Annotated in this window: 21 protein-coding genes; 8 read left to right on the top strand and 13 right to left on the bottom strand. The window is 42.6% G+C overall.

All coding sequences use genetic code 11. The features are described 5' to 3' along the window. Positions 1-302: 302 nt before the first annotated feature. Positions 303-509 carry a hypothetical protein gene (locus I8751_RS10955; RefSeq protein WP_214439192.1) on the bottom strand — a complete coding sequence of 69 codons (207 nt, stop codon included), beginning with the start codon at positions 507-509 and terminating at the stop codon, positions 303-305. A gap of 250 nt (positions 510-759) precedes the next feature. On the opposite strand from I8751_RS10955, the gene I8751_RS10950 reads away from it, so the two are divergent. After that, positions 760-1,941, top strand: a complete 1,182-nt coding sequence (locus I8751_RS10950; protein ID WP_214439191.1) for a low temperature requirement protein A — start codon at positions 760-762, stop codon at positions 1,939-1,941. A 429-nt stretch (positions 1,942-2,370) separates the two neighbouring features. On the opposite strand, the gene psaK is transcribed toward I8751_RS10950, so the two are convergent. Then, a complete protein-coding gene (psaK, locus tag I8751_RS10945; protein ID WP_214439222.1) occupies positions 2,371-2,622 on the bottom strand; it encodes a photosystem I reaction center subunit PsaK in 252 nt (83 codons plus the stop codon). 127 nt (positions 2,623-2,749) lie between these two features. On the opposite strand from psaK, the gene I8751_RS10940 reads away from it, so the two are divergent. Next, positions 2,750-3,382, top strand: coding sequence for a phosphoribosylanthranilate isomerase (locus tag I8751_RS10940; protein WP_214439190.1), 633 nt, complete (start codon positions 2,750-2,752; stop codon positions 3,380-3,382). A 124-nt stretch (positions 3,383-3,506) separates the two neighbouring features. Here I8751_RS10940 and folE read toward each other — a convergent pair whose 3' ends face one another. The 5 genes from folE to I8751_RS10915 all read right to left on the bottom strand — a co-directional run bounded on the left by folE (position 3,507) and on the right by I8751_RS10915 (position 8,642). Further along, on the bottom strand, positions 3,507-4,214 hold the full coding sequence (folE, locus tag I8751_RS10935; RefSeq protein ID WP_214439221.1) for a GTP cyclohydrolase I FolE: 708 nt from the start codon (positions 4,212-4,214) through the stop codon (positions 3,507-3,509). 92 nt (positions 4,215-4,306) lie between these two features. After that, the gene (locus I8751_RS10930; protein WP_214439189.1) at positions 4,307-5,032 is read right to left on the bottom strand and encodes an SDR family oxidoreductase; all 726 of its coding nucleotides are present in this window, start codon (positions 5,030-5,032) and stop codon (positions 4,307-4,309) included. Between the two features lie 366 nt (positions 5,033-5,398). Further along, complete coding sequence (locus I8751_RS10925) at positions 5,399-6,379, bottom strand: acetyl-CoA carboxylase carboxyltransferase subunit alpha (RefSeq protein ID WP_214439188.1); 981 nt, start codon at positions 6,377-6,379, stop codon at positions 5,399-5,401. A 187-nt stretch (positions 6,380-6,566) separates the two neighbouring features. Next, positions 6,567-7,586, bottom strand: a complete 1,020-nt coding sequence (locus I8751_RS10920; protein WP_214439187.1) for a long-chain acyl-[acyl-carrier-protein] reductase — start codon at positions 7,584-7,586, stop codon at positions 6,567-6,569. A gap of 360 nt (positions 7,587-7,946) precedes the next feature. Further along, positions 7,947-8,642, bottom strand: a complete 696-nt coding sequence (locus tag I8751_RS10915) for an aldehyde oxygenase (deformylating) (protein ID WP_214439186.1) — start codon at positions 8,640-8,642, stop codon at positions 7,947-7,949. A gap of 177 nt (positions 8,643-8,819) precedes the next feature. On the opposite strand from I8751_RS10915, the gene I8751_RS10910 reads away from it, so the two are divergent. Continuing rightward, entirely contained in the window at positions 8,820-9,647 is an 828-nt protein-coding gene (locus I8751_RS10910) for a carbohydrate ABC transporter permease (RefSeq protein ID WP_214439185.1), read from the top strand. Positions 9,648-9,811: 164 nt separating this feature from the next. Here the strand turns inward: I8751_RS10910 and I8751_RS10905 are convergent, their stop codons facing one another. The 4 genes from I8751_RS10905 to I8751_RS10885 all read right to left on the bottom strand — a co-directional run bounded on the left by I8751_RS10905 (position 9,812) and on the right by I8751_RS10885 (position 14,499). Further along, positions 9,812-10,843 carry a hypothetical protein gene (locus I8751_RS10905; protein WP_214439184.1) on the bottom strand — a complete coding sequence of 344 codons (1,032 nt, stop codon included), beginning with the start codon at positions 10,841-10,843 and terminating at the stop codon, positions 9,812-9,814. A gap of 203 nt (positions 10,844-11,046) precedes the next feature. After that, positions 11,047-11,931 carry an ABC transporter ATP-binding protein gene (locus I8751_RS10900; RefSeq protein ID WP_214439183.1) on the bottom strand — a complete coding sequence of 295 codons (885 nt, stop codon included), beginning with the start codon at positions 11,929-11,931 and terminating at the stop codon, positions 11,047-11,049. Positions 11,932-12,273: 342 nt separating this feature from the next. After that, positions 12,274-13,236, bottom strand: a complete 963-nt coding sequence (locus I8751_RS10890; RefSeq protein WP_214439182.1) for an integron integrase — start codon at positions 13,234-13,236, stop codon at positions 12,274-12,276. Positions 13,237-13,569: 333 nt separating this feature from the next. Then, positions 13,570-14,499, bottom strand: a complete 930-nt coding sequence (locus tag I8751_RS10885) for a LysR family transcriptional regulator (RefSeq protein WP_214439181.1) — start codon at positions 14,497-14,499, stop codon at positions 13,570-13,572. 104 nt (positions 14,500-14,603) lie between these two features. On the opposite strand from I8751_RS10885, the gene I8751_RS10880 reads away from it, so the two are divergent. The 5 genes from I8751_RS10880 to I8751_RS10860 all read left to right on the top strand — a co-directional run bounded on the left by I8751_RS10880 (position 14,604) and on the right by I8751_RS10860 (position 18,875). After that, positions 14,604-15,317: an SDR family oxidoreductase gene (locus tag I8751_RS10880; protein ID WP_214439180.1), complete on the top strand. Its 714-nt coding sequence runs from the start codon at positions 14,604-14,606 to the stop codon at positions 15,315-15,317. Positions 15,318-15,400: 83 nt separating this feature from the next. Continuing rightward, entirely contained in the window at positions 15,401-16,348 is a 948-nt protein-coding gene (locus I8751_RS10875; RefSeq protein WP_214439179.1) for an NmrA family NAD(P)-binding protein, read from the top strand. Between the two features lie 368 nt (positions 16,349-16,716). Then, positions 16,717-17,190 carry a DUF6194 family protein gene (locus I8751_RS10870; RefSeq protein ID WP_214439178.1) on the top strand — a complete coding sequence of 158 codons (474 nt, stop codon included), beginning with the start codon at positions 16,717-16,719 and terminating at the stop codon, positions 17,188-17,190. A gap of 132 nt (positions 17,191-17,322) precedes the next feature. Next, a complete protein-coding gene (locus I8751_RS10865; RefSeq protein WP_214439177.1) occupies positions 17,323-17,778 on the top strand; it encodes a GNAT family N-acetyltransferase in 456 nt (151 codons plus the stop codon). A gap of 239 nt (positions 17,779-18,017) precedes the next feature. Then, on the top strand, positions 18,018-18,875 hold the full coding sequence (locus I8751_RS10860; RefSeq protein ID WP_214439176.1) for a hypothetical protein: 858 nt from the start codon (positions 18,018-18,020) through the stop codon (positions 18,873-18,875). A gap of 76 nt (positions 18,876-18,951) precedes the next feature. Here I8751_RS10860 and I8751_RS10855 read toward each other — a convergent pair whose 3' ends face one another. Then, positions 18,952-19,431, bottom strand: coding sequence for a DUF3368 domain-containing protein (locus I8751_RS10855; RefSeq protein WP_214439175.1), 480 nt, complete (start codon positions 19,429-19,431; stop codon positions 18,952-18,954). After that, positions 19,415-19,669, bottom strand: a complete 255-nt coding sequence (locus tag I8751_RS10850) for a UPF0175 family protein (RefSeq protein WP_214439174.1) — start codon at positions 19,667-19,669, stop codon at positions 19,415-19,417. Before I8751_RS10850 ends, I8751_RS10855 begins: the two co-directional genes overlap by 17 nt. Positions 19,670-20,124: the final 455 nt, after the last annotated feature.

The raw sequence follows: 20,124 nt of genomic DNA, 5'->3' as shown, positions 1-20,124 counted from the left end.
TCGTGTTTTAAGCTACAGCTTTGCTAAAGCAAAGTAGTTATAAATACTGTTAAATAACTTCCCTTAATCACTTTAGGCATAAAATCAAGCCAAACTGCTTGTGAAATAAAGATATTGACCAACAATAATGATTAACAACATTGTCTGAGAAAATAAGGGTTTAAATCTGCGTCTTATATCAGGTTTAAAAGTTCGCTGCGATTTTTAATTAGCGAGGATGACAAAAGAGCATTACAAACCCTTAAAACTAGCTTGACAAATTAGTATATCCGGCATTGTTGGCCCCAATTTTACTTTAGTAATTAATTTCCTGCTTCGGCAAGCGCTTCTAAATGAAAGGCAAGATTATTGAGCGCTAGCTGAATTTCTCCACTGTAAGAAATGCTTCTCCATTTTGGGGATGTTGCATTGTCCATCGCGGTTGTATCCAGATATCGCGCAAAAACTACTAGTTTTTCGGGGTCTGTTTCAGCTGTTGCCAAATTTTCTAAAAATTCTTGAGGTGTCATGGGTTTCTAAAGAATGGGTAACAGTGTGAGAATTTCCATTGATGCTATGAGGATAACTGCTACACCACAATCAGTCTGTTCACAATACTCATGTTTCAACTAAACCTGCAAGTCTTCAAATTATTGTGGTTCTTCTGCTGTTTGTACATGCTGGTTTATTATCATTTCATCTGAGTTTTAATATTTCATGGGATTATTCCATAATCCTTTTCAAAAATAAAACCGCATTGCTACAGTAATAACTACCAGTATGACCAATTTCCTCCAACCACCAAGATTACGTATTGGTGAAGATAGCGAAGAAGAACGACGCGCCACTTGGCTTGAACTTTTTTATGATTTGGTATTTGTGGTTGCAATCTCTCAATTAGCCCATAATCTTAAAGAGGATATTTCGTTTTCAGGGTTTTTTGGTTTTGTAGTTCTTTTTATACCAGTTTGGTGGTCATGGATTGGTGCTACATTCTACGCCAACCGTTTTGATAGCGATGATGTGTTACGTAGGCTATTTGTAGGTCTACAAATGCTGACAGCAGCAGCAATGGCTATTAATATCCATCACGGTCTAGGTGAAAGTTCCCCAGGTTTTGCCCTTGCTTATGCTCTTGGTCGTGCGGTACTTGTAGCTGAATATGTGCGTGCAGGAATACACATCCCCTCGGCGCGACCTTTGACTAATCACTATGCTATGGGTTTTGCGATTGCGGCGTTTTTCTGGCTGATATCAGCTTTTGTACCTATTCCTTGGCGATTTGCGCTCTGGACATTGGGAGTTATCATAGACTTTGCCACACCCCTAACAGGACGTAAGTTTCAAATAAAACTACTTCCTCACGCTTCCCACTTACCAGAACGTTTCGGGCTGTTTACCATAATTGTTTTGGGTGAAGCGATTATTGGGGTAGTGAATGGTGTCTCTGAGCAGAAATGGGATATTTTAACAGTGATTTCCGCCATGTTTGGTCTAATTATAGCTTTTAGCTTTTGGTGGATATATTTTGATAATTTAGGTGGCACACCAATTAAGACAGCACGACAAGAGGGAAGATTAGCTATTGCCAATCTGTGGCTTTACACCCATCTACCGCTAGTGATTGGGATTGCTGCTACTGGGATTGGAGTAGAACAAGTCTTGTTAAGTCAATCAAAACTAGCACTACCCGACCCCCAACGATGGCTGATCTGTGGTTCTGTTGCTTTGTGCTTGCTGGCTATAAGTATCCTTCACCGTACTGGAGTAATCCGCTATTGCAAAATTCGTTCTCAGTATAGACTTGTGGGTGCAGTTGTGCTATTGGCGATCGCTATCTTTGGCAAAGGATTCTTACCCATTGCAGTCATCACGATTGTAGCTGTAGTCTCTGCTGTACAAGTCGTTCAAGATTTGTATCAAAGCCGTCCTACTACCCGCTTAATCGATCCAGAGATTTAGAAATACGTTCTCGATTGCACAATCAGTAAATATGGGTTGAAAGATATACAGCGTTTCTTGGTTGAGTGTAGTACACCTTTTACGAAGAAAGGGGCTAGAGGCTAGAGGCGAAATTAATGTACCTCATCCAGATGAAATATGCTGTATTTTGTTGACACAATGAAGTTATGGTTCTTTCTCCTGCATAAACAAACTGATTTAGCGGTCAGTTCTCAACTATATAAATACTCTGCATAAATACTCTGCTGATGAACTCATGGAATTCTCCCTTGAAGGGAAAGTAATACCTCTGTGTTCAGTTCAAGCGATTACACAAGAGAACTGCACTAACTCTGAGAGTTTTATTGCCAGAGAAAGAACCCGAATTGGTTGTTAGAGTTTTGGATTCATAGAGACGCTAAATTTAACAACGTCTTTTGCATCCCAAATTTACAGACGACCAATATTAGTCAGTCCTAAAACGATACCAACGCCGATAATATGACCAAAAGCCATCGCAGCAACGAATGTAGGAACGCTAATTGGTAGGACAGGGAACTTGGGCCCAACTAGAGGACGCTCAATTCTGGTAGAAAGCAGAACTATTACTAAGCAACTAATGCTAATAATGATTGCTACTGTGGGATTCCATGCGGGAGTTGGAGGAACAGTGGCTTGGACTGCTAGTAAGGTTGATGAAATCAAGTTTGTATCTCCTTGATGGCAAAATTAATGTAAACCTCCAAAATTATAAAGTTACTCAGCAGACAACCGAAAATTATTAGCAAAAATTTGATCTTTTTTTCAGTTCCTAATATATTGAATTTCCATGCGAGTAAAAATTTGCGGAATCACTCAACCACAGCAGTCTGTTGCGATCGCAACTCTTGGCGCAACGGCACTAGGATTTATTTGTGTGCCTACTTCACCTCGATACGTCACCACACTGCAAATTAAGGCAGCAGTAGCCCAACTACCAGAAAATATTGACAAAATCGGTGTATTTGCCAATAGTGGCATTTCTGAAATCAGTCAAATAGTCATTAATTCTGGTTTAACTGGTGTGCAATTACACGGTGATGAATCTCCCGAATTTTGCTACCAATTGCGCCAATCTCTACCCCAAGTAGAAATTCTGAAAGCCCTGCGAATTAGCAGTCTTGAGGCTCTAGAACAAGCGAATAGTTATACTGAATACGTAGATACTTTACTACTGGATGCCTATCATCCCCAACAGTTGGGCGGTACTGGTCAAACTTTAGATTGGCAAATGTTACAACAATTCTGCCCCAGTTGCCCTTGGTTGCTGGCTGGAGGACTAACACCAGATAATGTTTTGACAGCCTTAAGTCAAGTCAACCCCAACGGTATAGATTTATCTAGCGGCGTAGAACTTAAACCCGGAGATAAAGACTTAGATAAAGTAACGCTGCTGTTTCAGAAATTGGCAAGCAGGGAGTAAGGAGACGGAGAAGCAGGGGAGTCAGGGGATGAACAATAATCTTAGGAAAAAATTAAAGGATGAAGAAACAAACCCTTTCCCCCTTACCCTTTTCCCTTTACCCTTCTTCCCCATGCCCCATTCCCTAAAAGAATGCTGGTTGGTGACGAATCAAGTTAAAAAACTCTTCACGGGTTTTCTGCTCGTCTTGGAATACACCAACCATTGCACTGGTGACTGTCCAAGATCCGGGTTTCTGAACACCCCGCATCACCATGCACATATGGGAAGCTTCCATAACAACTGCAACACCTTGGGGTTCCAGAATTGTCTGAATTGCTTCGGCTATTTGGCGGGTTAGCCTTTCTTGGACTTGCAAGCGGCGAGAATACATCTCGACAATACGAGCAAGTTTACTAAGTCCCACAACTTTCTGGTTAGGGATGTAAGCAACGTGCGCTCTACCCATGAAAGGTAGCATGTGGTGTTCGCAGAGACTAAAAAAGTTAATATCTCGAACTAGTACCATCTCGTTATGTCCTTCATCAAAGATGGCACCATTTACGAGTTCGTCTAAAGATTGATTGTAGCCACTGGTAAGAAACTGCATTGCTTCTGCTACACGCTTTGGTGTTTTGAGCAATCCTTCACGTTCGGGGTCTTCTCCAACGCCTACTAGTAATGTCCTCACGGCTGCCATCATTTGCTCTGTGTGTTCCTCTGAAGGTGTATGCAAATCTGGCTCCCGTCCATCATGGGTGTTGCGATCGGGTCTGGTGTTGATGGCTTCTGCCAAGTCGGAAATTAGAGGAGATTGAAAGCGATTGGAACCGTTGGAACTAGCAATAGTCATGATGTAAGTTTTGGTTAAGGTTTGGTCATTGGTCATTTGTCGTTGGTCATTTGTTACAAACAAAAAACAAGGACAAAAAACTAACTAATTAATTAAAGAGCGCCAGCACTAGGCATTAAAGTTAATTCATCGATTACTGCCTGTGGTGGTAGTAAAACAGTGTGGAGAATGGATTCAGCTACAATTTCTGGAGTTAGCATTTTGGAACGGTCGAGATTAACATTGACCGTTTCTGTATCCCACAGTTCGGTATTCACAGCTCCTGGACTAATAGCCGTGACACGAATGCCGTGGGCACGTTCTTCTTGTGCCAAGGTTTGAGAAAGAGCTACTAGACCAGCTTTACTGACGCTGTATGCTCCCCAACTGGGAAATGGTTGTTTGGCAGCAATAGAGGCAATGTTGATAATTGTGCCTGTGCCCCGATCGCGCATTCCGGGCAAAATACCCATAATGCACTGAAATACACTGGTGAGATTTAAGTTAATTACTTGCAGCCAGTCTTCTAAGGGTGTTTGATTTAAAGCGGCTGTATATGCTATGCCAGCACTATTTACCAAAATGTCTATGTCCCCAAAATCTAGGGCGATCGCTTGTATCTTTTTTTCTACTTGAGATACATTAGCTAGATCTACAGCGTAGGCTGTTGCTTCTACCCCAGTGTGCCTTGCGGCTTCTGCAACCGCCTCCAGCTTATCTAAAGATCGACTCACTAAGGCGACATTTATCCCGGCTTTGGCAAATGCCAAAGCCGTTGCTTTCCCAATTCCACTACTCGCCCCGGTAATCAGGGCGCGTCGTTTCCAATCGACACTCATGCTCTCTCCCAATTTTTTGGCTGTTCCGAAAGCTCCTTGCAAGCCAATTATCAACATCCTTCGGAGGGGATAGATTAAACTAACCTTAAATTCCGATGATTGTTTGTTGATGACTGCTATAGTTTTCCGTCAATATTAGGTGTTTTTCCCGTCAATAGTTTTCCTGGTGAACACGACGTATGTTCACCTGGTACGATTAATTCATGTACTCAAAATTGATTACTAAAATACTACATAGTCAACTCATAAGGTTGAGTTGACTTGTCTCAATTCAAATGCCTATGGCTGAGAAGATTGTTAAAAATCTTTAAGCACATAGGCAATTATAGCATTGCTATTAAGTTAATCAATTATCTTCTAGCGTTGTTAATGGGCAACTTCTGTGAAAACGCCTATTTTGCGGAATTTGTCATAGCGTAGTTGACGGCGTTCTTGAGATGTAAATCGGTTAAGTTCATCCAAATTATCTAACAGCGCTTGCTTGAGAATCGTAGCGGCTTTTAGGGGGTCGGAGTGAGCGCCACCAATGGGTTCAGGCAATATTTGGTCTATAATACCCAGGTTTTTTAGATCGGCGGAAATAATTTTTAGGGCTACTGCTGCTTGGGGAGCCTTGGCAGCATCTTTCCACAAGATGGCAGCACAGCCTTCAGGGCTAATAACGGTATAAACGGCGTGTTCAAACATTAACAGGCGATCGCCGATACCAATACCCAGCGCTCCACCAGAACTGGCTTCACCAATAACTGTGCAGATGATGGGTACATCTAGGCAAAACATTTCGCGCAAATTATAGGCGATCGCTTCTCCTTGACCTTGATGTTCTGCTGTTACTGTCGGCAAAGCACCAGGGGTATCAATAAAAGTTAAAATCGGCATCCCAAACTTGTTGGCGTGTTCCATCAATCGCAGGGCTTTACGATAGCCTCCTGGGGCTGCCATACCGAAGTTACGGGCAATATTATCTTTGGTGTCACGGCCTTTTTGTTGACCTAACATGACCACGGGTTGACCGCCTACGCGACCCACACCACCAACTAAAGCCGGATCATCACCGCCGCAGCGATCGCCATGTAACTCCATCCATTCATCACTAATTGCTTGGATGTAATCGAGAGTGCTAGGGCGACGGGGATGACGAGCCACTTGCAATCGCTGAAATGGCGATAAACTACTGAAAATTTCCTCACGCAGTTGCATGGCGCGTGCTTCTAGTTGACGAATTTGACCAGATACATCAACGCCATTTTCTTCTGCAAGTTGCCGAATCTGATCAATCCGGGTTGCGAGTTCTGCTAGGGGTTTTTCAAAATCCAACAGTAGCGGTTTGCGCTCGGTAGTTGCCATAGTTAGGGGTTGGGGATTAGGTACTGGGAATAAGAGGTTGGATACTGGGGACTGGGCATTGGGAATAAAAGATTAGAACTATTAGGAGTTAGGGGTTGAACATCAGTTCAGTGGTTAAGAACTAAGGATTATAGATTGAAGAATTGGGGGCAATGGAAATTATATCCTAGTCCCCAGTCCCCAGTTACTAAACCAGCAATGGTCTAAATCCGTGCTTTACTGATGCTTGACCAATCTGCTCCATTTTGTCTACGGTAATCTGATTGCGCCCCCAAGAAAAGTTCGTGTATAACTTCTCAAATTCCAGCAGCATTGATTCGGCAAAACAAGCAAACAATTGGCGTGCTGGCACATCCATATTGACTATTTTCATAATTTTCCAGTCAATATCCAGAGAATGTTCTACAATTCCACCGTTTAACACATATATGTCGGGATGCTGAATTTTTGTAGCTAAGTTTTTAGGATAGCCACCATCAATTAGTAGACAAGGCTTCTGCAAAACAAGGGGGTCGATTTCCATTCCTTTGGGCATACTGGCAACCCAAACAACAATATCAGCTTGGGGTAGAGCCTCATCCAAAGCCATAATTTTTCCGCGTCCCAGTTCAGCCTGTAACTCGTTGAGACGTTCATGGTTACGGGCTATTAGCAAGAGTTCTTTGACATCTGTTTTGGCATCTAGCCAGCGTGTGACTGCACTACCAATATCTCCAGTTGCTCCACATACAGCGACTGTCGCGCTTTTTAAATCAATTCCTATTTGTTTTGATGCTTGTTCCACCTGTTGACAAATAATGTAGGCAGTATGGGTATTGCCTGTGGTGAAGCGTTCAAACTCCAGTTTGATGTTGCGAACTTGGTTAAATTGCTCTAATTTAAAATTTTCAAAAATAATTGAGGAAAACCCGCCTAGAGCAGTGATATTGATGCCATGCTTCTGAGCATGGGCCATGGCGTTGAGGATTTTGCGGGTTGCTGCCTTGATGCGGCGATTGGCCAACATTTCAGGTAAAAAGCAAGATTCTACATACCGTCCTTCAATTGTCTGCCCCGTAACACTGGTAACAGTGATGTTATCGACAATTTGCGGCGGGGCGCTGCACCAAAAATCTAGCCCTTGATCGGCATATTCTGGGTATCCCAATTCTTTAGCTACCGATTGAGCGTGTTCTAAACTAGTCAGATGTCCAATTAGACCAAACATGTAGTGATGTATTAGGCGTATGCTTTGTCAAAAGCGTGGAATAAAAACTCCGCCACAAGGGTATGGAGTTTTGTCAGTGGTTAGTAGTTAGTAGTCAGTAGTAAAGATGTTTTAAGACCATCCACTTTTGGGTTGGGGTATTAAACTAGATCAAAACCAACTGACAACTGACTGTTGACAACTGACCCGCGTAGCGTGAATAAGTGGGTAAGAGATAATACCTAACTCTTAAAAATACTATACAAAGTGTCAGATTCATCCTGAAAGATGAAGTGTGAAGTATGTTCGCTTAGTGTCTTTGATAGGAGAAGGGTGAAGTCAGAAATTTTTCATCCTTCATCCTTTACCCTTTATGCTTTTCTACGCACCTGTGAGTCCGTAGGCTGACAAGCGCATGATGTCTCTGGTCGTGAAGCCAATATTACTTAATGCTTCACCGTACTGAATCATGAAGTCTTCCACCAAAGCTTCTTTTTCCATTGCCAAAACTTGGGCATCGTCTGCTACTTCGTTGAGCATTTTCCAAACAATGGGTAGATTTTGGCGATTTGCAGCTTCTAATTCTGCTTTAGATTCGGTAAAATGTTCTTTTAACCAAACTTCTCCAAAGTTAAGGTGGCTATACTCGTCTTTGACAACTCCCTCAGTAATTTTACGAGCAAAATCATCGGCAACGGGAATATAAATGTTGTATGCTGCTATAGCAAAACATTCAATAATCAAAGATTGGATGAGTAGACAAGTGACAACCTTACCTTCTGCCGCTGCGTTTTGGAAGTTTTCATGCAGTCCCAAGAAAAACTTCTTAGCAAATTCCATGTCCGGTGTTACCTGAAGATTGCGCCCACAAGCTTCAAAACCTTTTTTGTGGCGACTTTCCATTTTGGATAAGCGAATCAATTCTTCTTGACTTTTGGGCAGCAGTTGGGCCAGTGTAATGTAATTTTCATGGGCTTCTTGTTCCCCTTCAATTACGATCGCATTTATACGGCTATATGCATCTTTGTACTTTTCGCTGTTAAAATCAATTTCAAATTCGGCTGCAAGCTGCTGCATAGAATCGTTACTCCTGTAAACCTGAATCATTTGATACCAGAACTTTATTTACCCTATGAATTTAGGGTAACAATTACTGTGATTTAATTTAACTTAACTAGTTCCTATGTTATAGATTAGCTGTTGCTGGGGGCGATGCTCTAGTACCAGAAGAACAAATGCCCTGAAATTCAACTAATGTCCAAATTAAACTGGAATCTAAAATCAGCCAATTTTTTGAGCCTAGGAGTGCTACTGCTGGGGGCATTGATTGTTTTACTACCGCTGTTTGTGGTCTTTCTCACCTCTTTTGCACCTCCAGGAGCGAATGTCGAACTTTTTCCCAAAAATAATTGGTCTTTAGCTAATTATCGCAATGCATGGGAGCGAGGCAAATTTTTGCTGGCGTTTGCTAATTCTACCTTAGTGGCGATCGCTGTGACGGCTTTTCAAATGGTCACTTCGGCATTGGCAGGTTACGCCCTCGCAAGACTGAAATTTCGCGGTAGACAAGCATTACTATTGGTTGTACTAGCAACTTTGGTGATTCCCTTTCAGTTATTAGTGATACCTATTTTTTTGGTATTGAAGTGGGGACACCTAATAAATACTTACTGGGCGCTAATTTTACCAACTGCTGTTAATGGCTTTGGTATTTTCTTGTTACGTCAGTATTTCCAGACAATTCCTGTCGAGTTAGAAGAAGCTGCAACTATAGATGGAGCAAACCGACTGCAAATTTTGTGGCGGGTGATGTTACCTTTAGCGCGTCCAGCTTTGGTAACGCTGTTTTTGTTCACCTTTATTGCCGAATGGAACGATTTATTTAAACCTTTGGTATTTACAACACGACCAGAATTGAGAACAGTACAACTGGCGTTGGCAGAGTTTCAAGAGCAATTTACCAATAATTGGCCTTTGATGATGGCTGCGGTGACAATTGCAACTGTGCCAGTAATGGTACTATTCCTCATCGGTCAGCGTCAGTTTATCCGAGGGATTGCCGCTACTGGGATTAAAAATTAGTGGGAAACTGGAGAGAGTAATTTATAGCAGTTGCCACTTAAGTAGGTCGGTGTGAATATTTAAGCTGATGCACGTCTAAAGTATATAAACACTCTTGATGGTCGTTAACTGTTGACTGTTGACGGTTAACAGTCATCAGTCATCAGTCATTCTTCCCTGCTATATTAATTGGTTTCTTGAATTTGCAGGCGGATGGTGTGTTCAGTCGCACCACTTAGTTGTAGTTCCATAACTTCACCTCCAAGAGGTTCTATGCAAGTGAGGAGCGATCGCAAGTTGGGTGTACTTGCACCAGTATCTACATATAGCCGATCTGCTAAGTTGCCGATGCGTTTCCAAGTCATATATAATTTTGCGATCGTTTGTTCGATTTGGGATGCTTGATTTACTAAGTCAGCGGCTACGCTTAAACAGCCGATTCTTTGAGCTTCTTCTAAGGCTGTTTCGATATCTACATCTTCTTGGGTTAATGCTTGAACTTGAGCCGCAGATTTCAGATATTTTGCTAATTGACGTGCTTCTGTAGTTACTTGTTTGAGGGTATCAACATCGGGGTTAGCTGCAATTTCTTGTTGAATAAATTTTTGATGTGATTCTGGCAGCTTTTCCATTTCCTTAACTAGAGGAGCAATGTAGCGCGGGGGTAGAGTATTATCTGCTGCTTTGAGTTTAACTGGTTCAGGTAGCAAATCTGAGGACATAGCAGTCCATTCATCGGTAAGTTGACGCACTTCGCGCCTAGTAATGCGATCGCCTTTTTGGGCGGATTCACTCACCATTTGTTGGACTTCTGGAACTGCTTTGGAAGTTTCAATAAATGCCCGTTTGCTAAAGTTATTGACTGCGCTGGGGTCAAGTTTGCCTTCTTCTAAGAGGGTATCAGCGCTGTTAGCTAGTTGAATCCAGGCGTAAGCTTGACTTTTGCTGATTTCTCGTTCTTTGAGCCATTTCAGAAAGCCTGCACCCCTTCCGTCACCACCAATTTTTTCTCTGTCGCGGATTGCTCGTAAAATGCGTCCTCGCCAAATTTCAGTTTGCAGATCAAAGCGATCGCATACTTGCCAAGCTACATCTAGCTGTTGTTGAAAATCTGACTCCAGAATCTGTTCATCTTCTGGATCGGGTAGTTCAAAGGTAAGATCTGCTGGCTGTTGTAAAGCAGCAGCAATGTCATTCATGGAGTCGGTATCTTGCACGATGGATAGCTAGCTAGGGTGTGCGATCGGCTTATTATGCCACAATCTGTATGCTTCGGTGGAGAGAAGAACTCAATTTTTTGTTAGTTCATTTGTATTAATTGCTTAGCACTGTTTTCACTTAGTACAGCACCACAAAAATAAACTACCCATAACAAATATTTGTAACCCTTACAAAAAAACAATTACGAATTACGAATCAATTACGTTACTTCCATATAAATATGCTCCAACCGTACAGGTTGACGAGCAATAGAATCAATTGCTATGCCTTCAAAGCGCGAAATAATTTCCTTTAATTCCAAAGTTTCTGGGAGCCAAAATGCTAGATCGTTACCATAATATCTATGGGTGAAACCATAAATTTTAGCTCGTGCGATCGCTTCATTTTCTTGTGCAGTTTGTACTACTACAATTTCTTGGGCTGGAATCAAATTGCGTAACTCTGCTAAACTACCCTCAGCCAAAATTCGCCCATTTTTAAGAATGCCAATTCTCTGGCATAAACGCTCTGCTTCATCTAACAAATGAGTTGTCAGCAAAATTGTTATGCCTTGATTTTTGAGTTCCCGAATTAACTCCCAAATTTCGTATCGCGCTTCAATATCTAATCCTGTTGTTGGCTCATCTAAAATTACTAACTTCGGCTGATGGACTAAAGCCACTGCAATATTCAACCGCCGTCGCATTCCACCACTGAGGTTTTCTACTGGACTTTTTGCTCTTGCTAATAAATTGACAGCCGCTAGAGTTTTTTGTACTTGTTTTTGGCGTGTTTCTCGATCTAAACCATAAATATCAGCAAAAAATTTGAGATTTTCTTCACAAGTTAATGTTTTATAGAGCAAGTTTTCTTGAGGTGCAATGCCAATTATTTTTTTGCTGGCTGCGGAAACTGGTTGATCGTTGATTTGAACATTACCACTATCAGCCTTAAGTAAATTACAAATAATATTGATTGTTGTCGTCTTTCCCGCTCCATTTGCCCCTAGTAAACCATAAATTTCGCCTGAATCAATGTGTAAAGTCAAGTTTTGTAGAACTTTTATATTTTTGTAAGATTTATTTAACTTATTAATTTTTAGCATAAATTAAACTCTAAAAATTGCCTACTAATACTAATTAACTCCCGGTTCGTTCATTTTTTTCTGAGTTAGTCAAAAAAGTATACCTAAAGACATATTCCAAAACTCAACAAGTAGGTATATCTTTGGGTTCAAAAGAACCCATAATTACAAACGAACGAGTTTTTTCAATCATCCAAATTCTAGACAAGAAGCAATGAATGATGAAAGGTGATTATGGAGAAATGGAATTATGGGACAACCTAACTGCTGCTCAAGCAGAAGTAAAAAAATTTAATCACAGATATCCCAATCTTTTCTTTCAGCAGTCTCATTGACTGCTGGTTAAGGTATATGCCTGTAGTTCTAATCAAGCGGACTACGAACAGCCTTACCACCCCGGTTAAGAACATGGGTATAAATCATCGTCGTTTTGACATCCTTGTGTCCCAATAATTCCTGTACCGTGCGGATGTCGTAGCCGTTTTGTAATAAATGGGTAGCAAAACTGTGACGAAACGTATGACAACCCACCTTTTTTTGAATACCCGCTTGGCGAACCCCTTGTTTTAACGCTTTCTGTAAACTACTCTCGTGCAAATGATGACGACGAACTTCTCCACTGCGTGGATCTTTAGAAATGCTACCAGAAGGAAAAACAAACTGCCAAATCCAATCATACTTTGCTCTCGGATATTTTCTTTCTAATGCGAAAGGTAAATAAACCGAACCATAACCTTTCTGTAAATCTTGTTGATGTAAAATTTTTACACTTTGCAAATGAATTTTTAACTCTTCAGCGATACTTTCAGGTAACATCGTCACCCGACTTTCATTTCCCTTTGTATCACGAACAATAATTTGTTGTTGAGCAAAATCAACATCTTTAACGCGCAAGCTCAAACCTTCGTTTAACCTTAAACCCGTACCGTAAAGTAATTTAATTAAAAATTGATGTACTCCAGATAACTTTTGAATAATTGTGAAAACTTCATCCTTTGTTAAAACTGTTGGTAAATATTTAGATTTCTTTGCACGTACCGCATCTACTTTTAAATCTAAATCTTGTTTTAAGACCTCGTTATAGAGAAAAAGAACAGCATGAAGTGCTTGGTTCTGCGTTGACGCAGCCACATTTTCATTGACAGCAAGATGTGTTAAAAATTCTTCAATCTCCTTACTTCCCATATCTTTAGGATGGCGCTTATTATGAAAAAGGATATAGCGTCTAATCCAGTAGATATAGGTTTTCTCTATTTGATAAGAATAGTGCTTAAGCCTGATAACATCTTGCACCTGTTCAAACATCCTCTTAGGGCGTTGCTCCATAGGATGTGTTATTCAGAAAAATTCCGTTTAATACTCTAAATAAGGATGTTATACGGAAAAATTCTTGATAACACCAAGGGATATACGGAAAAATTCCATATAATCCTCCCATGAAGGGTGGTTATACGGAAAAATTCGGTATAGTACCCAGATAGGGATGTAAAAAAGAAGTTTTCCGTATATTCAGACAGAAGTTCGTTGTAATACTTGACATATTAAGGTTAGGAAAAAGATTATACGGAAAGTTTCCGTATAATAAATAGTTATACTGCCTCAGCTACTGGTGAGGGCGGTTCTCAGAGGTTACTTGTGGGGTATTTACTAATGCCTACTTTAAAGATGAGAACAAACTTCAGAGATCAGCAATCGCAACCAACCATGTGCTGCGTCTCTCTGTTTTCGGTCATGCCACATCATACGGACGTGAATCGGATCGTGATCGAGAGGTAATTCTGCTAAATGCAGCGATTTGGCAAAAGGACTATGTTTTACACTGCGGTAGTTGATCGCCGCAATTAAATTTGAATCAGCCAAAATTGCTGGCGCAAGGGCAAATTGATTCACAGTCAGCGCAATTCGACGTTGTAATCCTTGTTCTCGTAGAATGCGATCGACAAACCCCGTTGGTTCTCCAGTAAGAGTGATGAGTAGATGATCGGCACGAACAAACTGATCTAGTGTTAACTTTCGTTTGGCAAGCGGATGCCCCTTTCGCATTCCGCAAACATAGTGATCGGTGAATAAGGTTTGGGTTTGCAATCGCGGTTTTGAGGCAGAGAGTGCACCGATCGCCAAATCAATTTCGCTTTGTTCCAGTAAATCAGGCGCATCAATATTCGTACTGGGAATGAAGCGGAGATTAATATGAGGTGCTTCTTTGGACAATCGCTGAACTAACGGAACTGCAAATAAGCTTGCAATATAGTCATTGAGGGCAATCGTAAAAGTCGTACTAGAAGTTGCTGGCTCAAAAACGATAGGCTGGGTCACTTGGCGAATATCTGCAAGTCCGTTGCGAACCGGAGTCCAAATTTCGATCGCCTTAGGTGTAGGCTTTACACCACTAGGGATTTTGATAAACAGGTCATCGTTAAAAGCTCGACGCAGGCGATTCAAGGCTTTGCTGACGGCAGGCTGAGTCATTGAGAGCTTATCAGCAGCCCGCGTCACATTCAGTTCAGCCATCACTGCATCGAAAACGACCAAGAGATTGAGGTCAATGGCTATGTCATACTTCTCAGGCATGATGGATATATTAATCATTCATTAGACAGCATAATAGATTCCCCTTACCTTGAAGACATGGGGAAACAAAACAACAAACAACACCCCAACCATAAGGCATCTCGAAAACTGAGGAGGTTGTTATGTCACTTCAAGGTCAAAACATTGTGATTGTAGGTGGTAGCAGTGGGATCGGATTTGAAACAGCACGATTAGCACTTCAGCAAGGCGCAAATGTCATAATTGCAGGGCGTTCTGAAGAGAAACTCTCGAAAGCCAAGTTTCATCTAATTGGCAATGTACGAACAGTGATTGCAAATATTGTGAATGAGGCAGCAGTCAAGCAAATTTTCACGGGACTGCATCAAGTCAATCACGTCTTCATTCCAGCCGGTGGACTAACAACAGGCAACATTCTAGAGACTGCTCCCAATGCCTTTCGCCAGGGATTAGAAGAACGTATTTTTGGTGCATTATATGTGATTCGAGAAGCAGTTCCTCGAATGTCTACAGGATCAATTACTTTGATGTCGGGCAAACTTGCCGATCGCCCGACTCCTGGAACCACCATGACCACAGTTGGTGTGAGTGCCGTTGAAGCTCTGACTCGCAGCTTGTCTCTAGAGCTTGCTCCGATTCGGGTCAACGCCATTGCACCTGGTTGGACAGATACCCCCTTAGTCTCTAACATCTTGGGGACACAGTACGAAACGGTGATTCAGACGGTAATTGACAAAATTCCAGTTAAACGGATTGGTACTCCTGAAGAAGTCGCGCAAGTAGCAATACTGCTGATGAGCAATGGTTTTATCAATGGCGAAATTCTCCACATTGATGGCGGTGAGCGACTTGTTTAGTTAAAAGCTTCAGGGTTTGCAACGCTCTGATAACGCTTTCGTAAAACGGAATCTACTTTAGCTTGATTTTGTCGGAGACAACGATGATTAACGCAACAGAAACAACACTTGCTATTCGAGAGGTAACAATGAGCAATACAACAGAGACTGCAACGGTTTTAGTGATTGGGGCAACTGGACAGACTGGACGGCTGATTGTTCAGGAATTAGAACGCGATCCTGGAGCAACTCAAGTTCGCATTAGTTCACGTCGAAAAGATCAGGTTGAACAACTGCGTACTGAAGGGCGTGATGCGGTATATCTAGATTTAGACGATCCTCTCACTTTTCCAGCCGCTCTAGAAGGAGTTGATCGGTTGTATTTGCTCACGGGCTACACGGTCGCCATGTTAGTACAGAGTAAGACAATCGTGGATGCGGCGAAAAAAGCAGGAGTTCAGCATATCGTTCACCAAGGGGTGTTCAGTGATTGGGATACGACTGATCCTCACTTTGCTTGGCATGAAATGATTGAGCGCTACATTGAGGCAAGTGGAATTGCTTGGACTCATCTGCATCCCAATATTTTCATGGAGGCTATGATTGGCACTTTCTCCATTCGTAACGATATCTTTCCTTGGTACATGGGTGAACCGCGAGTTGGTTGGGTTGCCTTGAAGGATCTAGCAACCGTAGCAGCTACCGTGTTACGCGAAGGTTCCCAACGGCATGGAGGACAGAACTATTGGTTATCAGTCGAATCACTGAATGCAACAGAGGTTGCCTCTATCCTAAGCGATGTTCTCGATCGCCAAATCCGCCATGAATTGAAGCAACCCAGCGACCTTTTGAAAGATTTTCAAGAGAGTAGCGTTCGTGCTGAACCACTTTACGCTGCCAGTGCCGTAGAGTGGGCAGAGCAAGTTTCAGATGGTCGTATGGCATCAATTGGGATAATTAGAGATGATGTAATGCGAGTCACTGGGAAAAAATCAATCCGTTTTCGAGATTGGGCAGTTGAAAATCGTGACCAATTGTTAAAGATTGGTTAGGTTTATCGTTAATTTGGCAAGCGGGTTGAATACCTGAGATCGCAAGCGCAAGAGGGAAAGCAATCGCGGCAGTATAACAACGCAGTGGAGCGGACGGTGAGAGACTTCGTGCTTCGTTCTAGTTCTCTAGCCGCCGCTCACTTTAGCCGTTAGCTGGCTCCGCACAAAGGTCTTGCACTCGTGGTTGAGGGCGATCGGTTTCATCCAAAGAGTCCATTGAACAATAGGTGGTAGCGATGGATGGGGTGATCGGTTTTTCTGAGCAGTCACAGGAGCGATCGGTGGTGACGGTGGGTGGGGCGATCGCTGTAGGATGTTAAGGTTGATTCGCCGCCGCTGACTTTTTCCGTTAGCAATCAGGAGAAGCTATGACACCAGAAGAAATCACTCAACAGATATGCAATAAACTTTCGGGTGTAGTCCCGAAAGCCAGTTGGGGCGAAACGTCACTGTTTTACAATCCTGGTCGCGTGTTGCCCAATGGCGCTTATTTTTGCACAATCAAGCAAAATAATGGCGAAAACGACAAAGCATCAAATCTTGATCGAGAAGGTGTATTTAGAGTTGCTATAGGACTTAATCCCAAAACCTACGTTCGTTTATTTGGTCAGAAACCAGCGCGCCCTGGTAAGGGTGGTATTGTTGCAACGGGTCACGACTTTACAAAGTTAAATGAGCTTATGCCGCATCCAATTTACGCTTGGATGTTCTGGGCACAAATACTTTCCCCTAGCCGAGACAAGTTTGAGAACGTTTTTCCTCTAATTGAGGAGGCATATCACGAAGCAGTCAAAAAGTTTGAGAAAAAGACAGCTAACAATTCGGTTGCAGCGGAACAATGAATTGCTGTAGGTGAGGTCGCAAAACCCGTCTGCGTCCGCTCAACCGGAACGTTGGGCGGCAGTTGTGGTATCCCTTGTGTTACTGAGTGAGAAATTATTCTTGACAGGCATAGTTTAGGGAGAATACTCTGTATGTCCAAGTTTGGACTCGAAGTAACGCTGCGCGAGATAACTAAGGAAAACTGGCGTGATATCGTCCGCTTAAAAGTAGCTCCGTACCAAGAACAGTTCGTGACCTCCAACGCCATGTCCATTGTAGAAGCGCATTTTAATCCAGAGGTTGCTTGGTTCCGCGCAATCTATGCTGGTGATGTGCCAGTTGGGTTTTTGATGTTGGAAGATGACGTAGCTCAGCAAGAGTACTTTCTGTGGCGCTTTATGATTGGTGAGCAATACCAGGGGCGTGGGTACGGGCGAAAGGCGCTGGAGTTGTTCTTTGCACACGTCAAGACGCGCCCTAGAGCGAATGCGGTCGAAACAAGTTGTGTTCCAGCAGAAGGTGGTCCCGGACCGTTCTACGAGAAGATGGGCTTTGTTTACACCGGAAAAGAAGAGAACGGCGAACTTGTGATGCGACGTGAATTGTAATCTAGAAATGGTAGGTGGGTAACGAGCCGCCCAACAATTCAAATGCAGGCGGACGGTTGACAGCCACTGGTGCTGAGTTCAAAGGTATTAGCAACCGCTGACCGCAACCGTTAGACCACTGAGGTATCTGTCAGGGCGCAGTCAAAACTTGTCGGTGGGGTGCAATAGATGTGCATTTGCAAAGTCATTTGCAAGGCAGGTCTAGTTGTTGCTGGTTTCAATAGTTGAGTGAATTAAATATGAGAAAGATAGGTTCAGGATTCTCTGTGTTCGCCGATAGCTGTGTACTTTTAGGAATTTGTGCAGAAGAGTCACAAGCTTTACCCAGTTTTAGATGGTCACAAGCAGGTGCTATTTCCGGTATGACCTGCGTCCGCATTCATGAAGATGCTGATCCCCATGCTTGGAGTGATAATTTCCTATGTTCCAATGAAAATTTGGGGCTACGCTGGTTACAAGCAGGTGCAATTAGTGGAATGAGTTGTACACGAGTTCATGAGGACGCTGATCCTGCTCCTTGGGGTGACAACTTTTTGTGTGCGCCTGCAAACGCTTCATTTGCCTTAAGCTGGACGCAAGCAGGAACCCCACGCGAAGGATGCACTCGAATTCATGAAGATGCTGATCCTCATGCTTGGAGCGATAATTTTCTGTGTGTTGGAGTGAAATTTCCGCTTACGGGCAATCGTGATGATGCTGTTGCAAATGGTCGAATGGGCACAGCCTTTACCCTCACTAACGATGGAAGGCTTACAGCCGTCACAAATACGCGCACTGGAGTTAGGTTAGCTGGTTTCACTGGAGCCGTAGGTATTGTGTTTCTTGACGGAAACAGACAGCCAATTTGGGCTTCCAACACACAATCTTACGGCGTTGATGGTTGCACCATCGGTAGATGTAATAGGAACGATAACTGGAGTGCAACTGTACCTGCTGACATTATGCAACGGGTTAGAGGATACACTATCATCCACCGTCATAACCCAACTTGGTTAAGTAGGGTAGGCGCAAGAGGAGATCAGTTTTTACGATGGTTGGGTTCTGAAGAGGGACAAGCGACTGTTGGAGCTATTGTAGCGATCGCTGTCATGTTGTAAACCGATGCTTAATGGTTCTAGTACAGCGGTTACTTTATGGCAAATTTCAGCAGTCTGCTGTACTAGAATTGTTCTACTAAGGCAAAATTTGAGCTAATAACTCTGGTGCGATCCGAAATCCAGCTTTATTTATCAAATCGTCAATAACAGGCTGTAGTGATTCGATTTCGTCTGCCTGTTTAGCCCGCAGCAAAACTCCCAAAATTCCTGTTACCTTTAACCCTAAAGATTTGGCGACTTTTCTACCTTCACGTTCGTCTAGGAGCGTCCAATCTGCATTAAGCTCAATTGCAAGAGCGATCGCCTCAGCTTCCCCTCGATCTAGTGTTTGCCTCAATAGTTGGGCAAGAGGTTCGTTGTTCACCTTTTGAATATGAATCCATCCCGATGCAATTGCTTCACGAATTGCTTGAGAACCGGGTCGTTCTTCATCAGTTTTCAATTCATCTAATACCGCATTAGGAATCAGAATTTCCCTAAATTGCTGATGTAGGAGGTCAAGCTGATCCACAATTGCCAAATTGAGTATCGGTGAAGTGTTACTCACTACGGGCATAGCTTAAGTCATCATTTAATTCTGCCAAACCATAATGCCGTTCCACACCACGACGAGAGAGCAACTGTCCAAATTCGTATTTGTCCATCTCAGCTAGTTCTCGCGCTTTCCCAAAGGAGAGAATGTCTTGCGTATAAAGAGCGACGGCTAATTCCCTACGCAATTCCTGCTCAATCCGCTGCTCAGGTAAGCGAAGAGCTTGCACAATAGAGTCAGAAATCGAGATTTGCAGTCCCATCTTAAACTTAAAGTCAGAACGATACTGTTTGCCACTATCATGATACACTCACCAACCTAGCGCGGTCTAACAATTCAAATGCAGCGGACGGACGAAAGCTGCTAGTGCCGAGTTCAAGGTCACTTGCCGCCGCTGATTTGAGCCGTTCGACCGCTTTGTTTAGTTGCTATAGCGATTTTCACTTGGGTAGAATACAAATTCATCCGCGTTTATCTGCGTCCATCTGCGGTTAATTATTTTTTTCTGTACCTCACTACTCGGCGTTCGCTTATTTTGAAACTCTAAGTTGAATTAAAGCCTTAATTTAACGTGAGTTCGATGAACTTTAAACTCTAAAACCTTTGACTAGCATAGTATCCAGTAAATAGCTGTTCCTAAAAATAGTTGAGCTTATTGAGAATAAAATCAGTAACTTCTATATCAGTCAATTATTGACTTTATTCTCAACTAATGGT

Origin of the sequence: Atlanticothrix silvestris CENA357, assembly GCF_016056295.1 — a bacterium.
GTDB lineage: Bacteria > Cyanobacteriota > Cyanobacteriia > Cyanobacteriales > Nostocaceae > Atlanticothrix > Atlanticothrix silvestris.
This window is presented reverse-complemented; position numbering and strand designations above follow the sequence as displayed.

What these genes read in the sequence shown, in the direction of transcription:
- I8751_RS10955 (WP_214439192.1), bottom strand. Translation starts at nt 509, where the DNA reads ATGACACCTCAAGAATTTTTAGAAAATTTGGCAACAGCTGAAACAGAC.
- I8751_RS10950 (WP_214439191.1), top strand. Translation starts at nt 760, where the DNA reads ATGACCAATTTCCTCCAACCACCAAGATTACGTATTGGTGAAGATAGC.
- I8751_RS10940 (WP_214439190.1), top strand. Translation starts at nt 2,750, where the DNA reads ATGCGAGTAAAAATTTGCGGAATCACTCAACCACAGCAGTCTGTTGCG.
- folE (WP_214439221.1), bottom strand. Translation starts at nt 4,214, where the DNA reads ATGACTATTGCTAGTTCCAACGGTTCCAATCGCTTTCAATCTCCTCTA.
- I8751_RS10930 (WP_214439189.1), bottom strand. Translation starts at nt 5,032, where the DNA reads ATGAGTGTCGATTGGAAACGACGCGCCCTGATTACCGGGGCGAGTAGT.
- I8751_RS10925 (WP_214439188.1), bottom strand. Translation starts at nt 6,379, where the DNA reads ATGGCAACTACCGAGCGCAAACCGCTACTGTTGGATTTTGAAAAACCC.
- I8751_RS10920 (WP_214439187.1), bottom strand. Translation starts at nt 7,586, where the DNA reads ATGTTTGGTCTAATTGGACATCTGACTAGTTTAGAACACGCTCAATCG.
- I8751_RS10915 (WP_214439186.1), bottom strand. Translation starts at nt 8,642, where the DNA reads ATGCAGCAGCTTGCAGCCGAATTTGAAATTGATTTTAACAGCGAAAAG.
- I8751_RS10910 (WP_214439185.1), top strand. Translation starts at nt 8,820, where the DNA reads ATGTCCAAATTAAACTGGAATCTAAAATCAGCCAATTTTTTGAGCCTA.
- I8751_RS10900 (WP_214439183.1), bottom strand. Translation starts at nt 11,931, where the DNA reads ATGCTAAAAATTAATAAGTTAAATAAATCTTACAAAAATATAAAAGTT.
- I8751_RS10890 (WP_214439182.1), bottom strand. Translation starts at nt 13,236, where the DNA reads ATGGAGCAACGCCCTAAGAGGATGTTTGAACAGGTGCAAGATGTTATC.
- I8751_RS10885 (WP_214439181.1), bottom strand. Translation starts at nt 14,499, where the DNA reads ATGATTAATATATCCATCATGCCTGAGAAGTATGACATAGCCATTGAC.
- I8751_RS10880 (WP_214439180.1), top strand. Translation starts at nt 14,604, where the DNA reads ATGTCACTTCAAGGTCAAAACATTGTGATTGTAGGTGGTAGCAGTGGG.
- I8751_RS10875 (WP_214439179.1), top strand. Translation starts at nt 15,401, where the DNA reads ATGATTAACGCAACAGAAACAACACTTGCTATTCGAGAGGTAACAATG.
- I8751_RS10870 (WP_214439178.1), top strand. Translation starts at nt 16,717, where the DNA reads ATGACACCAGAAGAAATCACTCAACAGATATGCAATAAACTTTCGGGT.
- I8751_RS10865 (WP_214439177.1), top strand. Translation starts at nt 17,323, where the DNA reads ATGTCCAAGTTTGGACTCGAAGTAACGCTGCGCGAGATAACTAAGGAA.
- I8751_RS10860 (WP_214439176.1), top strand. Translation starts at nt 18,018, where the DNA reads ATGAGAAAGATAGGTTCAGGATTCTCTGTGTTCGCCGATAGCTGTGTA.
- I8751_RS10855 (WP_214439175.1), bottom strand. Translation starts at nt 19,431, where the DNA reads ATGCCCGTAGTGAGTAACACTTCACCGATACTCAATTTGGCAATTGTG.
- I8751_RS10850 (WP_214439174.1), bottom strand. Translation starts at nt 19,669, where the DNA reads ATGGGACTGCAAATCTCGATTTCTGACTCTATTGTGCAAGCTCTTCGC.